General features: G+C 68.6%; 12 protein-coding genes. 2 read left to right on the forward strand and 10 right to left on the reverse strand.

Annotated elements, in window-relative coordinates:
* Positions 1 to 337: 337 nt before the first annotated feature.
* Positions 338 to 1,126 (reverse strand): PhzF family phenazine biosynthesis protein, encoded by a 789-nt coding sequence (locus ABT061_RS12085; protein WP_350915569.1) that lies wholly within the window; start codon positions 1,124 to 1,126, stop codon positions 338 to 340.
* Positions 1,127 to 1,332: 206 nt separating this feature from the next.
* Between ABT061_RS12085 and ABT061_RS12090 the strand changes: the two genes are divergently transcribed.
* A complete protein-coding gene (locus tag ABT061_RS12090; protein WP_030925173.1) occupies positions 1,333 to 1,719 on the forward strand; it encodes a cell division protein SepF in 387 nt (128 codons plus the stop codon).
* 145 nt (positions 1,720 to 1,864) lie between these two features.
* Here the strand turns inward: ABT061_RS12090 and ABT061_RS12095 are convergent, their stop codons facing one another.
* From ABT061_RS12095 to ABT061_RS12135, 9 genes are all read right to left on the reverse strand, one after another.
* Positions 1,865 to 3,241, reverse strand: coding sequence for a hypothetical protein (locus tag ABT061_RS12095; RefSeq protein ID WP_350915571.1), 1,377 nt, complete (start codon positions 3,239 to 3,241; stop codon positions 1,865 to 1,867).
* Between the two features lie 143 nt (positions 3,242 to 3,384).
* Positions 3,385 to 5,127 (reverse strand): arginine--tRNA ligase, encoded by a 1,743-nt coding sequence (gene argS / locus ABT061_RS12100; RefSeq protein ID WP_350915573.1) that lies wholly within the window; start codon positions 5,125 to 5,127, stop codon positions 3,385 to 3,387.
* Positions 5,124 to 7,502, reverse strand: a complete 2,379-nt coding sequence (locus tag ABT061_RS12105) for an HAD-IC family P-type ATPase (RefSeq protein ID WP_350915575.1) — start codon at positions 7,500 to 7,502, stop codon at positions 5,124 to 5,126. Before ABT061_RS12105 ends, argS begins: the two co-directional genes overlap by 4 nt.
* Before the next feature lie 160 nt (positions 7,503 to 7,662).
* A complete protein-coding gene (gene plsX / locus ABT061_RS12110; protein WP_350916147.1) occupies positions 7,663 to 8,670 on the reverse strand; it encodes a phosphate acyltransferase PlsX in 1,008 nt (335 codons plus the stop codon).
* A 99-nt stretch (positions 8,671 to 8,769) separates the two neighbouring features.
* Positions 8,770 to 9,342 (reverse strand): DUF1707 SHOCT-like domain-containing protein, encoded by a 573-nt coding sequence (locus ABT061_RS12115; protein ID WP_350915577.1) that lies wholly within the window; start codon positions 9,340 to 9,342, stop codon positions 8,770 to 8,772.
* Between the two features lie 87 nt (positions 9,343 to 9,429).
* Positions 9,430 to 9,609 carry a hypothetical protein gene (locus ABT061_RS12120; RefSeq protein ID WP_030925184.1) on the reverse strand — a complete coding sequence of 60 codons (180 nt, stop codon included), beginning with the start codon at positions 9,607 to 9,609 and terminating at the stop codon, positions 9,430 to 9,432.
* A gap of 91 nt (positions 9,610 to 9,700) precedes the next feature.
* On the reverse strand, positions 9,701 to 10,222 hold the full coding sequence (locus tag ABT061_RS12125) for a YbhB/YbcL family Raf kinase inhibitor-like protein (protein ID WP_350915579.1): 522 nt from the start codon (positions 10,220 to 10,222) through the stop codon (positions 9,701 to 9,703).
* A gap of 53 nt (positions 10,223 to 10,275) precedes the next feature.
* Positions 10,276 to 11,130 (reverse strand): ABC transporter ATP-binding protein, encoded by an 855-nt coding sequence (locus ABT061_RS12130; RefSeq protein WP_350915581.1) that lies wholly within the window; start codon positions 11,128 to 11,130, stop codon positions 10,276 to 10,278.
* Positions 11,123 to 12,052, reverse strand: coding sequence for an ABC transporter permease (locus tag ABT061_RS12135; RefSeq protein ID WP_350915583.1), 930 nt, complete (start codon positions 12,050 to 12,052; stop codon positions 11,123 to 11,125). The genes ABT061_RS12130 and ABT061_RS12135 overlap by 8 nt, the downstream gene beginning before the upstream one ends.
* A 503-nt stretch (positions 12,053 to 12,555) precedes the next feature.
* Between ABT061_RS12135 and ABT061_RS12140 the strand changes: the two genes are divergently transcribed.
* Positions 12,556 to 14,187, forward strand: coding sequence for a peptide ABC transporter substrate-binding protein (locus tag ABT061_RS12140; protein WP_350915585.1), 1,632 nt, complete (start codon positions 12,556 to 12,558; stop codon positions 14,185 to 14,187).
* The last annotated feature ends 40 nt before the right edge of the window (positions 14,188 to 14,227 follow it).

Here is a 14,227-nt window from a genome sequence, read left to right on the forward strand (position 1 = left end):
ATGGTACTGCACCGGGGACGGTGTGGGAGAGTAGGTCGCCGCCGGACAATCTTTCATGAGGGCCCTCACCTTTGGTGGGGGCCTTCGTGCTTTCCGGGAAGGGTTCCGAAAGGCCGGGGCTCCCGCCGGCCGGTGGGAGTTCTTGCTCTGGAATCCGGGCCGTCGGCCGGTGATCCTCGGGCTTTCCAGGAGAGTCCTGGCCGGCCGGTGGGAGCCTTTCTGTTTTGACGACTTCACGGACCGGGAACGGACCGGGAGAGGCCACGGACCCCTGGTCCCTCTCCCCCGGATCTTGCCGTGGCGAGGAGCGGCAGGCGAAGGATCCAGGGGACAGGATCTAGGCGTGGAGCTCGCCGGAGAGCACGGTCACCGCGCGCCCCGCCAGCTCTACCCGGTCGCCCCGTACGGTCGTGCGGACCACGCCTCCGCGCTGCGACAACTGGGCGCCCACCAGGCTGTCGGAACCGAGCCTGGCCGACCAGTAAGGAGCGAGCGCGCAGTGGGCGGAGCCCGTCACCGGGTCCTCGGGAACTCCGACGCGGGGGGCGAAGAATCGGGAGACGTAGTCGGCGCCCTGTCTGGATGCCCGAGCCGTCACGATGACTCCCCGCGCGTCGACGGCCTCCAGGGCGCGAAAGTCAGGGGCCGTGTCGAGCACGGCGTCCTCGGACTCGACCTCCACGAGATAATCCCAAACATTTTTTCCTCCCCAAACAGGTTTAACTCCGAGCGCATCGATCAGTCCCACGGGAAGAGACGTCTCTTGGAGTACTTTTGCCGGGAAATCCATGCTGATTAAACCTGATTTATCCCTGGTCGCGGACAGGATTCCGCTCTTCGTTGAGAATTCGAGGGTTTCTGGGATCGTTCCCGTGGAATACAGCACATGCGCCGTGGCCAGGGTCGCATGCCCGCAGAGGGCCACCTCGGTCACCGGCGTGAACCAACGGAGCGAGTACGGCCCGCCGTCCTCCGCTTCGAGCAGGAAGGCTGTCTCGGAGTGCCGCATCTCCGCCGCCACGGACTGCATCCAGGTGTCAGGGACTGGATTGCCGAGTACGCAGACCCCGGCAGGGTTACCCTTGAAAAATTCGTCGGTAAACGAATCGACCGTGTAGACGAGCATGACGCGATGCTAGCGGCGCCGGAGATATCAGTTGAAGTCAAGTCAGGGGATCGGGCAAAGTCAGGGATCGGGCAGACCAGTGCGGTAGCCGTACAAAGTGGAAATAAGCGCTGGGCGTGTCGCATGGCGAACTTCGAGTCGTCGGTTACCGTCCAAGATGTAGGGACAGGCCGGGTACGGCGTGGTCCTGGCGAAAGGACGAGCCGATGGGGGCAGTGCGCAAGGTGGCAAGCTACCTTGGTCTGGGCGGGGCCGAGCAGTATGACGAGTCCTACGACTACGAGGATGAGGTCGAGGGCGAGGACTGGCAGTCTGCTTCGGAGCGCGCGGCCAAGCGCTGGCACGCGATGAACGAGCCCTCACGAATCGTGATGCTCACGCCGATGAAGTACAACGACGCACCGGTCATCGGACAACACTTCCGCGAGGGTCAGACGGTCATCATGGACGTCAGCGGGATGAGCACCGCCGAGGCCACGAGGATGGTCGACTTCGTCGCCGGGCTGGCGTACGGCTGTGAAGGGCGTATCGAGCGGATCGCGGAGAAGGTCTTCCTGCTGGCCCCTGCCGAGGTGGAGATCACCAACGGGTGATTCAGCGGCGGCCTGGACGTGCGGGGTCCGAGGGATCGGTCCCCGCCGCAGTCGTGCGGCCGAGCCGGGCAGCGCATTGGCGGTGCCCCGGTCAGGAGCTCAGCCGACCCCGGGGCCGGCGAGAACGCCCGGTGAACGGAGCCGGTCAGCCCGCCCGGGGACCCCGGCGGAGCAGCCGGGTGAGTTCGGCCAGATCGGAGGCCGCTGTCTTGACCCGGCTCTCCGACTCGCGAGCGTAGTCATGCAGGGCCCATACCGCGCCCTGGGCAAGCTCCCTGAGCTCGGAGAGCTGCGTGACGACGTATTCGGCGTCCGCCCGCTCCCGCCTGCGCCTGCGCCACAGCAGGTAGCCACCCTCCGCGGCCGGTAGCGGCGCGAGCAGCGCGAGCGGGAGGACGGGAAGGACCAGCCCGACCACCAGGATCACCGGGGCGAGGGCGAGCAGCACGTAGGCCGCCCAGGGCCGGCCGCGGACCGGCGTGCCCTCGGTGACGATGCGCTCCTCGGCGGCGCCCAGCGAATCGGGGTCCGGTCCCTCGGGACGGAGCGTCACGCGGTGGCCGAGGATCGGTATGGTGACCGACTCGGGGGCCTCGGCCCGGGTGGCCTCGGCGAGCTTCTCCGCCGCGGACCGCACGATGGGCGCGGCCACATGCAGTGCGATCGCGGCCAGGTAAGGATGGGAGCCCGGGTGCAGATCGCTGAGCAGGTGGCTGGTGAGCGGTCTCACCGGCCGTTCGGGGGTGCCGGAACCCATCAGCTGGCGGAGCACGGTCAGCGGCTCGTCCTCGCTCCACACGACCGTGGACTCGCCGGAGCGGTCCGTCTGCGCGGCCTCAAGGAGCGTGAGGTCCCCCAGGCCGGTCCCGGTCTCCTCGCCCGCTCCGGGTGCGCTCTCCCGGGCCGAGGTGATCTCGGCGCAGCGGTCGCGCAGGTGGGTCAGCCTGGCGGCGGCCTGTACGGGAACGGCGAGCTCGGGGAGCTCGGCGAGCTCCGCGAAACCGGCCAGAGCCGGTGACACGACGGTCGAGGGCTCGTCGGGGATCAGAGCGCGCAACCACAGGTCGGGCTCGGATGCCGGGGATGCGGCCACCGCGTCGAGCCTGCGGAGAACGAAGATCTTTCCCGCCGGGCCGTACGCCCCGCGGGCTGCGGCGAGCCAGAGAGCCCGCTGGCCGTGGGTCACCGGGCGGTCCAGGGACAGGTCCCCGAAGGCGCTGCCGAGCCAGGAGGCGTGGATACGGTCGCCCTGGCCGGCGACGGCGAGCGCGAGGCAGAGGAAGAGCGCGGTCCGTCGCTCGTCGCGCTGGGCGGCGCGGGCCAGAGGTTCAAGTGCCTCCTCGCCGCGCGTGAGCAGCACGAGGGCCTCGATGGCCGGAGCCAGCCAGTGGCCGGACATGTCCGCGAAACCGGTCGGCAACTCGGTGGGGACGGTGCCGGTGGCCAGGTCGGTGAGGAGCGCATCGGCACAGCGGTGCAGCTCTGTCCCGGCCTGCGGATTCGCGGTCAGGTCCGTGCTCAAGGCAGAGAACTCCCCGAAGTTGTGACCGATGACCGCGCCAGCGTATTGCGCTTCGGACATCCCCGCGGGGAGGCGCGCCGAACATGACTTTGCCAGATGATCGCCTTGATTTTCCCAATAAAGACGATCATCTGGTGGACAGGTTACATCCGCTCGGGCACGGGGACGCCGAGAAGGCCCAGGCCGGTCTCCATGACCTTCAGGGTGAGCGCGCACAGGGCGAGCCGCGAGGCACGGGTGGCGGCCTCGACGTCGTCCTTCAGCACCGGGCAGTTCTCGAAGAACGTGGTGAAGGCGCTCGCCGTGTCGAAGAGGTAGGAGGCCAGCTTGTGCGGTGCCGAGTTCTCCGCCATCTCCTCGACCACCGAGCCGAAGCGGAGAAGCTGAAGTGCCAGTGCGCGCTCGGCCGGGTGACCCAGCACGATGGCTCCGGTCGTCTCGGCCGGGGTCACCCCGCCCCTGCGGAAGATGGAGCGGATGCGGGCCTGGGCGTACTGCAGGTAAGGGCCGGTGTTGCCGGTCAGGGCGAGCATGCGGTCGAAGTCGAAGACGTACTCGCTGTCGTGGCTGACCGACAGGTCGGCGTACTTGACCGCGCCCATACCGACGGCGTGCGCGATCTTCTCGCGCTCCGTGTCGTCGTACTCGCGATCCTGGATCACTCCGGCGGCCCTGGTCTCGGCCTCGTCGAGCAACTCCAGAAGCTTGACCGACTTCCCGCTCCTGGTCTTGAACATCTTGCCGTCGGAGCCCAGCACACTGCCGATCTGGATGTGCTCCGCCCTGACGTGGTCGGGCAGCCAGCCCGCCAACCTGGCCGAGTCGAACACCATCGACATGTGCAGCGACTGGGTCACGCCGATCACGTAGAGGATGCGGTCGGCCTTGAGGTCCTGGACCCGGTAGCGGATCGTGGCCATGTCGGTGGTGCCGTAGCCGTACCCGCCGTCGCTCTTGCGGATCATCAGGGGGAGCGGCTGGCCCTCGCGGCCGGTGTAGCCGGGCGGGAAGACGCAGAGCGCGCCGTCGCTGAGCACGGCGATGCCGCGCTCCTGCAGCTCGTCGCAGACCTGGGCGAGCACGTGGTTGTACATGCTCTCGCCGGCGATGTCCTCGTTGGTCAGCGTCACGCCGAGCTGGACGTAGACCTTGTTGAAGTAGCGGACCGTGGCGTCCATGAAGATGTGCCACAGGCGCATCGTCTCGGGCTCTTCGGCCTGTAGGGTGACGACCCGGGTGCGGGCCCGCCTGTTGAACTCGGGGTCGGTGTCGAACTTGACCCGGGCCGCCTGGTAGTAGGCGTTGCCCTCGCCGGCCTCCAGCTGGGCGACGGCGGCCTCCTCGCCGATGTCCAGCAGGTGCTCGATGAGCATGCCGAACGGCGTGCCCCAGTCGCCGAGGTGGTTCTGCCGGATGACCCTGTTGCCCAGGTGCTCGTGGACCCGGGCGAGCGCGTCGCCCACGATCGTGGTGCGCAGGTGGCCGACGTGCATCTCCTTGGCCGCGTTGGGCGCGGAGTAGTCGATCACGACGGTCTGCGGCGAGGCGGACACGCCCACGCCGGCGCGCGGGTCGGTGTGGATCTCCGAGACCTGTGCCGTGATCCAGTCGTCGGAGAGGGTCAGGTTGAGGAAACCGGGGCCGCTGACCTCGACGGTGCCGGGGAACGGGTCGTCGGCCCGCCCGGTGAGGTGCTCGGCGATCTCCTGGGCGACCTCCCGCGGGGCCCGTCGCAGGCGCTTGCTCAGACTCATCGCCACGTTCGCCTGGTAGTCGGCGAACTGCGAGGGACGGATCAGCGGGTCTGCGTCGGAGTATTCGGCACCAAAGGCCGCGGCCAGCGCCTGCTGGACGCGCTCGATGAGGGCGAATTGCGGGTCGGTCATGTTCCAAGGGTAGCGGTTGACCGATCCTGAACCGATTGGATATCACCCTGGCCGGGCCCGGTACGGCGGGATCGCATGACCGCGAAGACGCCGGTCAGCACGGCTCCCGCGGCGATGCCGAGCCCGGCCGCGACGCCACCTGCGGCGGGGTCGCGGAGGGTGAGCGCGAAGAACTCGCGGGTGAACGGGATGGCGAGGGTGAGGGCGAACAAGCCGGCCATGGAGGCCACGAGCGTGACCCGCCACCAGACGTACGGGCGGGCGACGAGGGCCAGCACCCACCAGGCGGCGACGAACAGCGTGATCACCGCCGAGGTGCGGCTCTCCGCCAGGGTGGCGGCCCCGCTCTGGGCGATCCAGTACGACAGGTAGACGGCGGCGGCGCAGATGATCCCGGCGGGGACCGCCAGCCGGAGCACGCGTGGCACGAAGCCGCTCCTGGCGCGCTCGTTGCTCGGCGCGAGCGCGAGGAAGAACGCGGGGATGCCGATCGTCAGCGCGTTGATCAGCGTGGAGTGCCGGGGGGCGAACGGGAAGGCGAGCCCGATGACCCCGGTGAGCAGGGAGAGCACGATCGCGTAGAAGGTCTTGGTGAGGAAGAGGCCGGCGACCCGTTCGATGTTGGCCAGCACCCGCCGGCCCTCGCCCACCACGGAGGGCAGACCGGCGAAGCTGTCGTTCATCAGCACGATCTGGGCGACCGCCCGGGTGGCGCCGCTGCCGGAGCCCATCGCCACGCCGAGGTCGGCGTCCTTGAGCGCGAGCACGTCGTTGACGCCGTCGCCGGTCATCGCGACCGTGTGCCCGCGCGACTGGAGCGCGCCGACGAACAGCCGCTTCTGGTGCGGGCTGACCCGGCCGAAGACGGTGTTGGCCTCCATGATCTCGGCGAGCTTCTCGGGGTTGTCATCCGGCAGGGTACGGGCGTCCACCGCGCGCTCCCCGCCGGGGATGCCGAGAGAGGTGGCGATGGCCGACACCGACTCGGGGTTGTCGCCGGAGATGACCTTGACGGTGACGCCCTGTTCGGCGAAGTAGGCGAGGGTCTCGGCCGCCTCGGGACGGACCCGCTGCCTGAGCACGACGATGGCCGCGGCCTCGATGGCGCCGAGGTCGTCGGGGTCGTGCAGCGAGGCGACCTTCCCCAGGGCGAGCACCCGCAGACCGGTGGCGGCGAGGGCCCCTGCCTCGGTGTATGCCGGGGTGCCGGGCGGCAGGAGGACGTCGGGGGCGCCCAGGACCCAGCAGCCGTGCCCGTCGAACGCGGCGCCGCTCCACTTGCGGGCCGAGGAGAAGGGGACCTTGGCGGTGACGGTCCAGCCGGGGGAGTCGGGGTGGCGGGTCTGGATGGCCCGGGCCGTGGGGTTGGGGTCGGGGTCGAGATTGGCCAGCGCGCCCAGCGCCTCGGGCACGGGCAGGTCGTCGCGGAGCCTGCGGACCTCACCGAGCTCCATGCCGCCCGAGGTGAGCGTGCCGGTCTTGTCAAGGCAGAGCGTGTCGACCCGGGCCAGGATCTCGATCGCGGGGAGCTCCTGGACCAGGCAGCGGCGCCTGCCCAGCCGGATCACGCCGACGGCGAAGGCGATGCTGGTCATCAGGACCAGGCCCTCGGGGATCATGGTGACGATGCCCGCGACCGTGCTGGTGACCGCCTCGCCGATGCCGGTCCGCCTGCTGACCTGGCTCCAGGTGAGCAGGGCACCGATCGGGATGACCAGCCAGGTCACGTACTTGATGAACCGAGTGATGCCGTCGCGCAGCTCCGAGTGGGACAGGCTGAACGCGCTGGCCTCCTCGGCGAGCCTGGCCGCGTAGGCGTCGCCGCCCACCCTGGTCGCGACGTAGGAGCCCCGGCCGGCGACCACGAAGCTGCCGGACAGGACCTCGTCGCCCGGTAGCTTGTGCACCGGGTCGGCCTCGCCGGTGAGCAGGGACTCGTCCGCCTCCAGCCCGTCGGAGTCAACGGTCTCGCCGTCGACCAGCAGCTGGTCGCCGGGCGCGAGCAGGATGAGGTCGCCGAGCACCACCTGCCGGGGCGGGATCTCGGTCTCCGAGCCGTCCCTGCGGACCTTGACCGGAGCCTCGTTGACGATGGCGAGCCGGTCGAGGGTGCGCTTGGCGCGGAGCTCCTGGATGATGCCGATGCCCGCGTTGGCCACGATCACCAGGCCGAAGAGGCCGTCCTGCCACTCCCCGAAGATCATGATCAGCACCCAGAGCACGCCGATCACCCCGTTGAAGAGGGTGAGGATGTTGGCCCTGAAGATCGCCGAGACCGATCTGCTCGATCGGCGCCTGACGTCGTTGACCTGCCCGAGGGCCACGCGCTCGGCGACCTCCGCCGAGGTCAGCCCACGCTGTGTCACCTGCTCCACACGGCCCCCTGTCGATCGACTGGGACTCAAGGGTACGCGGGGTCGGAGAATTCGGTGGAATACGTCCCTTGCTGCGCCGCAAATATCACCGCAGGTTGGCGGCATGTTCGCGCAGCGTCACCGGAGGCGGCGCGGGTGGCGGCCAGGGGTTCGTGACGTGTCACCAGAGGCGGTGCGGGCGGGGGACGGCGGCGAGGCGCTCGCCGATGCGGTTCACCACGCCCTCGTGGGCCAGCTTGGCCGCGAGCACGCAGGCGGCGCTCACCCCCCTGGCGTGTGAGGCGCCGTGCGCGATGACCACGGTGCCGTTCAGGCCGAGCAACACGGCCCCGCCGTGGACCTCGGGGTCGAGCCGCCGGTAGAGCTCCCTGATGCGTCTCTTCTGCAGCAGGCCGCCCACCCTGGCGGTCCGGCTCTCCCTGACCGTCTCGCGGAGCTCGGCGAAGGCGTAGCGGACGCTGCCCTCCATGGTCTTGAGCGCCACGTTGCCGGTGAATCCGTCGGCGACGATGACGTCCACGGTACGGGTGAGCAGGTCATGGCCCTCGACGTTGCCCGAGAAGTCGAGGCCGGGGGCGGCCGACAGCAGTTCGTGGGCACGCTTGACGAGCTTGTTGCCCTTCTCCGGCTCGCTGCCGATGGTCAGCAGGCCGATCCTGGGGTTCTCGATGCCCAGGGCCGTCTCGGCGTAGGCGGCGCCGAGGTGCGCGAACTGCACCAGCATCTCGGGTTTGACCTCGGAGTTCGCCCCGGCGTCCAGCAGGACGGTCGGGGTGGGCCTGGTCGGCAGGGCGACGGCGATGGCGGGCCTGAGCACGCCGGGCTGGCCGCGGAGCCGGAGCTTTCCGGTGGCCACGATCCCGGCGGTGGACCCGGCGGAGACCACGGCGCAGGCGTCCCCCCGCCGGACGAGGTGGCAGGCGACGGCGATGCTGGAGCGCGGGCGGCGCAGGCTGGCGAGGGCACCCTCGTCCATGGCCAGCGCCTCCTCGGCCCGGACAATCGGGATCTCGGCGGTCGCGTCGTGGTCGGAGAGCGCCTCGGACAGCGGGCGGGGAGCGCCGACGAGCACGACGGAGATCCCGTGCTCTCGCACCGCCCGCACGGCTCCCGCCACGATCTCGTCGGGGGCGTGGTCACCGCCCATCGCGTCAAGGGCGATCGGCATGGTGCCGGGAGCATTGGTCTCAGGCAAGCGGTCACCTCGTGCGGGATGGTTTGTCCGCATCGTAGGCGGCCCCGGGAGCGGAATGTTCCGCCGGGGTGATCAGGGAGTGCCGGGGAGATTCCAGTCGGTTCTCTCCCGGGAGACGATGATCTTCCCGAAGGTGGCCCGGCCGACGACCCGGATGACGGGGGAGCCCTCGCCGCCCCGGCCGCCCGAGATGTGTCTCTTGGCGAACATGCCGCTGACCTCGTCGATGACGTGGGCGTTCTCCGGAACCCTGACGATCAGCTTGCCGCAGAGGGAGTTGACCTCCAGGGTGATCTCCCTGCCGGGGAGCACGGCCTCGGACAGGTCGACGATCAACGCGCCGAAGGTGGCGCTCAGTGTGGTGTGCCGCCCGGCGAGCCAGCGCCCGCCACGTACGACCTTGCTGAAGACGGCTCCGACCTGCTGCCGCTCGGTGGCGGATTCGCGGCCGGGGGCCACGACGTCGGGCAGGTCGCCGGTGAGGGGGGCGAGGTCGTCCGTGGTGACGGCACGGTAGGCGATGTCCAGGCGGTCGGCGTGCTCGACGCTGGTCAGGCGGCCGGTGGCGAGCGCCTCGCCCAGCACCGCGGCCACGCGGTCGCGATCGGCGTCGGAGGCGCGCAGAACGGGGTCATGAGACGTCATGACGCGAGTGTACGACTACTTAAGATATATCGCGAGACCTGTTCGTCGTCTGTGGCGGCGGGGAAACCGGTCGGCCTCCCCGCCGTCTCAGCGACCCGGGCGTCGCACGGAGGTGCGGCGGGCGATCTCAGCTTGGAGCCTGGCCATCTGCCAGTGCAGCTCGATGAGCTGCTCGGTGAGCTGGAGACGTGGAATCTCTGATGGGTCCTCGACGGACAGGTGGTCGATCGCGGTGGACAGCTCTCGCATCGCGCGCCCCCACTCCATGACGGCTTCCTTGGATCGAAACAACGTTCGAATCATACCGGAACACCGAACACGCTGTCAGTCCATTGCCTCCTGTGTCACGCCCGGTCGGCTAGCTCTCGTACTCGGGGACGACGTATCCGCGGGCCAGAGTGTGGGCGGTGATGTTGAAACCCAGCACGGCGGCCGAGGCGTCGGCGCCGAGGCCGAGCTTCTCCACGTCGAGGGCGTGCACCGCGAAGATGTAGCGGTGCGGATATCCGGGGGGCGGCGCGGCGCCGCCGTAGGCGGTGACGCCGTAGTCGTTGCGGCCGTGCACCCCCACACCGCCGTCACCGGCCCCCGCGCCGGCGGCGAGCTCGGTCACGTCCGCCGGGATGTCGAACAGCAGCCAGTGCCAGAACCCGCTGCCGGTGGGAGCGTCGGGGTCGAAGCACGTCACGGCGTAGCCGAGGGTGCCCTCGGGCGCGCCGGACCAGCGCAGATGGGGCGAGACGTTCTGGCCGTTGAATCCCCAGTCGTTGAACACCTGGGCCGGGGCCAGGCGCCCTCCGTCGCGGATGTCGTCGCTTTCGACGGTCAGCGCGGGAACCTGGGGCAGGAAGTCGTACGGAATCGGTGGCCGGGTGGACACGATTCACCTCCGATGGGAGCGTCTTTTCGGTCGCTCCTCATCTTGCCCGGCGATCAGACCTTGTTGTAGGCAGCGAGGACCGTCTGCGGGTCGCCGTCCATCTTGATTTTGCCCTTGTGCAACCAGATGACCCGGTTGCAGGTCTCCTCGATCACGTCGAGGTTGTGGGCGACCAGGAAGACGGTGCCGGCCTCGTCGCGCATCTTCTTGATCCGGTCCTGGCTCTTGCGCCGGAACTCGCGGTCGCCGGTGGCCAGCGCCTCGTCGATGAGCAGCACGTCGTGGGACCTGGCCGAGGCGATGGCGAAGCGGAGCCTGGCGCCCATGCCCGAGGAGTAGGTGGACATGGGGAACTGCACGAACTCCCCGATGCCGGAGAAGTCGACGATGTCGTCGTACTTCTCCTTGACCTGTGCGGGGTTCATGCCCATCGCGTAGCAGCCGAGCACGATGTTGCGCTCGCCGGTGAGCTCGCGCATCAGCGCGGCGTTGACGCCGAGCAGGGAGGGCTGGCCGTTGGTGTAGACGGCGCCGGAGTGCGGGGGCAGCAGCCCGGCGATGGCGCGCAGCATGGTGGACTTGCCGGAGCCGTTGCGGCCGATGATGCCGATGGCGTCGCCGTGACGGGCCACGAAGGAGACGCCGCGCACGGCGTGCACCTCCTTCATCTGCGGCCGTCCCTGGCGCTTGACGAGGCGCATCAGGGCGTTGACGGCGTTGCCCTTCTCCACGTCGCTGGCCGCGCCGTAGACCCGGTAGATGATGTGCAGGTCGTCCACGATGACCGTGGGGGTGCCCTCCTGGGCGTCCTTGGCGGGTTCGGGGTTGGGATGCACCCTGACGTCCGTGCTGGGCACGGCGGGCTCCTCGGCCTTCACTCGGGACAGCTCCTCGGTCAACTCAGCCACGGCCGTACTTCTCCTCGGCTCGCCAGAAGTACCAGAAGCCGCCGAGCAGAGCGAACACTGCCCAGAATACGCAGACCGCCCAGATGTAGGGCCGGGGCGGGTGGGTCTGCATGAGCAGGTCCCGCATGAGCTCGATGTAGGCGGCGGCGGGGTTGAAGTACATGATGTCGGCGACCAGTTGGGGGAGGCCGGCACCGTTGGGCCCCACCACCTTGTCCTCGATGGAGAAGAAGACGCCGGAGGCGTAGAGCCAGGTGCGCATGATGAAGGGCAGCAGCTGGTTCAGGTCGCGGGCGGTGGAGCCGACCCTGGCGAGCACCAGGCTGGCGCCGACGTTGAACATCGTCTGCAGTGCCAGGGCGACCGGGATCAGCAGCCACAGCAGGGTGAACGGCTCGCCGGTGACCAGCACCAGGGCGAACAGCACGCCCATCGAGATCAGGAGCTGCTGGAACTCCTGGATCGTGTAGGCCAGCGGGAGCGCGGCGCGCGGGAAGTGCAGGGCCCGGATCAGCGACAGGTTGCCGGAGATCGCCTTGGCGCCGCCGCTCACCGAGCGCTGCGTGTAGGTGAAGACGAACATCCCGGTGATGAGGAAGGCCGGGTAGTTGGTGATGCCCTTGCTCGCGCCCAGGATCAGGCCGAACATCAGGAAGTAGATCGCGGCGTTCAGCAGCGGGGTGAGGACCTGCCAGAGCTGGCCCAGGGCTGAGTTGCTGTACTTCGAGACGTTGCGCGAGGTCGCGTACGTCATGACGAAATGCCGTCGTTCCCACAGCTGGCGTAGGTAGACGAGCAGACTCGGGCGTGCGATGGCACGCCGAAGTCCGTAACGCGCGGCGAGCTTGGCCAGCGGCTCTGGGGTGCCGTTACTCGGGCCGCCCGCCTGGGCGTCCGCGATCGCGGATTCCGGCTGGCTCATGGCAAGGACTCTATTGGATGTGGGTGGATGAAGCGCCTGCGGCGGCGTCCTGCCGCACACATTGGACGGGATCTCCGGGAAAGAGGTTCCAGGGTAATTGTGCGCTCCGCCTGCGAGCGACCGGCTCTTTCGCGCCCCGGCCAGAGTGGGCCCAGCTCGGGGGCAGGGAAAGGCAATGGATGCGAGCACTGTCGGCATGAGGGTAGTTTGGCCTGACCGTTATTGATATATGTATCCCTGCATGTCCTCTTTAGGGGCGTCTGGGATCTTGGCTTCGTCGAGTTGGCGGACATACAACGCCGAACCGGCTCATGCGTGACCGAACTGCAACATCACAGATGCGAATCGGTGTGGAGCGGTGCGGAACAGCCGCGACCGGCCGGTGTGACGTCAGTGCCCGGACCGGGGTGGCGGGGAGGCAGGGACCAGAAGATCCTCCTTCGTGCTGCTCGGGCTGCGGATCTCCGTGTCGACGCGAGCCTGAAAAAGGAGGATCTACCGCAATGCGCGTTACCAAGGGTGCGCGGCTCACCGCCGGCGCCGCGCTACTCGCCCTCGCGCTGGCCGCGTGCGGCAACTCGGCGTCCTCGGGCGGCGGTACGGCCTCGGGCGACCTGCCGGTTCGGATGGAGCTCGGCGAGCCGCAGAAGCTCTTCTACCCCGGTGACACCACCGAGTCCGAGGGGGCGGAGGTCCTGGCCGCCGTCTTCGCGCCGCTGGTCAGCTACGACGAGAACAGGCAGGTCGTGGACGAGGTCGCCAAGTCGATCGAGTCGAAGGACAACAGGGTGTGGACGGTCAGCCTCAAGCCCGGCTACACCTGGCACGACGGCGAGAAGCTGACCGCGCAGAACTACGTCGACGCGTGGAACTACGCGGCCAACCAGGACAACGCGCAGAGCGCCAACGGCTTCTTCAGCCGGATCGACGGCTGGGCCGACCTGAACCCGGGTGAGGGCAGGACCGTCTCCACCAAGAAGATGAAGGGCCTGAAGGTCGTCGACGAGAGCACCTTCAGGGTCACTCTCAGCAAGCCGTTCTCCCAGTTCAAGACCATGCTGGGCTACACGGCGTTCTACCCGCTGCCCAAGGCGGCCTTCGGCGCCGACGGCAGGATCACCGAGGAGTACGCCAAGAAGCCGATCGGCCAGGGCTACTTCCGGTTCGACAAGCCGTTCAACAAGGGCACCGACCAGTCGATCGACCTCACCCGGTACGACAAGTTCCCCGGGACGAAGCCGAAGTTCACCAAGCTCCAGTTCAAGCTCTACACGAGCTCGGAGACCGCGTTCAACGACCTGGCCGCGGGCAACCTCGACATCCACGACTCGCTGCCCCCGTCCGCGATCGCCAGGGCCAAGTCGGAGTTCGGCGAGCGCTACCTGGACCAGGCGGACGCCGGCATCGCCTACATCGGCTTCCCCATGCAGTACAACAAGACGTACGCGAACGTGAAGGTCCGCGAGGCCATCTCCATGGCCATCGACCGCGAGACCATCGCCGACAAGGTCTTCTCCGGCACGCGGGCCCCGGCGGACGACTTCATCAACCCGCTGCTCGACGGGTACCGTGCCGCCGCCTGCGCGGCCTGCGTCTACGACCCGGCCAAGGCCAACGAGCAGTACACCGCCAACAACGGCCCCAAGACCCTGGAACTGGGTTACAACTCCGACGGCCCGCACAAGGAGTGGATCGAGGCCGTCGCCAACAGCCTCCGCGCCAACCTGGGGGTCGAGGTGAAGGTCAAGCCGTTCGAGAAGTTCGCCGGGATCCTCGACGAGCTCGGCGAGAAGACCTACGGCGGCATGTTCCGCATGGGCTGGGCGATCGACTACCCCTCGGCGGAGAACTACCTGACCCCGATCTTCTCCACCATCGCGATCAAGACCGGTGCCAACTACGCCGGCTGGTCGAACCGGGAGTTCGACGCGCTCCTCGCCAAGGGCGACTCCGCCCGGACGCAGGAGGAGGGCCTGAAGTTCTACCAGCAGGCCGACGACATCCTGATCAGGGAGATGCCCTACATCCCGGTGTACTTCTACCGGACCAACGGCGCGTTCTCCCAGAACGTCAAGGGCGTGAAGATCGATCTGCTCAACCAGATCAAGTGGACCGAGGTCGAGAAGACCGGCTGACGACCGGCTGAGGGCCGGGCGGGAGCCCGGCCCCACCGGC

The organism is Streptosporangium sp. NPDC002544, assembly GCF_040295965.1.
Lineage (GTDB): Bacteria > Actinomycetota > Actinomycetes > Streptosporangiales > Streptosporangiaceae > Streptosporangium.

Excerpts from the sequence above, each read along its gene's own strand:
- ABT061_RS12115 (WP_350915577.1), bottom strand. The coding sequence starts at position 9,342 with ATGACGTCTCATGACCCCGTTCTGCGCGCCTCCGACGCCGATCGCGAC.
- plsX (WP_350916147.1), bottom strand. The coding sequence starts at position 8,670 with ATGCCGATCGCCCTTGACGCGATGGGCGGTGACCACGCCCCCGACGAG.
- argS (WP_350915573.1), bottom strand. The coding sequence starts at position 5,127 with ATGACCGACCCGCAATTCGCCCTCATCGAGCGCGTCCAGCAGGCGCTG.
- ABT061_RS12135 (WP_350915583.1), bottom strand. The coding sequence starts at position 12,052 with ATGAGCCAGCCGGAATCCGCGATCGCGGACGCCCAGGCGGGCGGCCCG.
- ABT061_RS12085 (WP_350915569.1), bottom strand. The coding sequence starts at position 1,126 with ATGCTCGTCTACACGGTCGATTCGTTTACCGACGAATTTTTCAAGGGT.
- ABT061_RS12140 (WP_350915585.1), top strand. The coding sequence starts at position 12,556 with ATGCGCGTTACCAAGGGTGCGCGGCTCACCGCCGGCGCCGCGCTACTC.
- ABT061_RS12090 (WP_030925173.1), top strand. The coding sequence starts at position 1,333 with ATGGGGGCAGTGCGCAAGGTGGCAAGCTACCTTGGTCTGGGCGGGGCC.
- ABT061_RS12120 (WP_030925184.1), bottom strand. The coding sequence starts at position 9,609 with ATGGAGTGGGGGCGCGCGATGCGAGAGCTGTCCACCGCGATCGACCAC.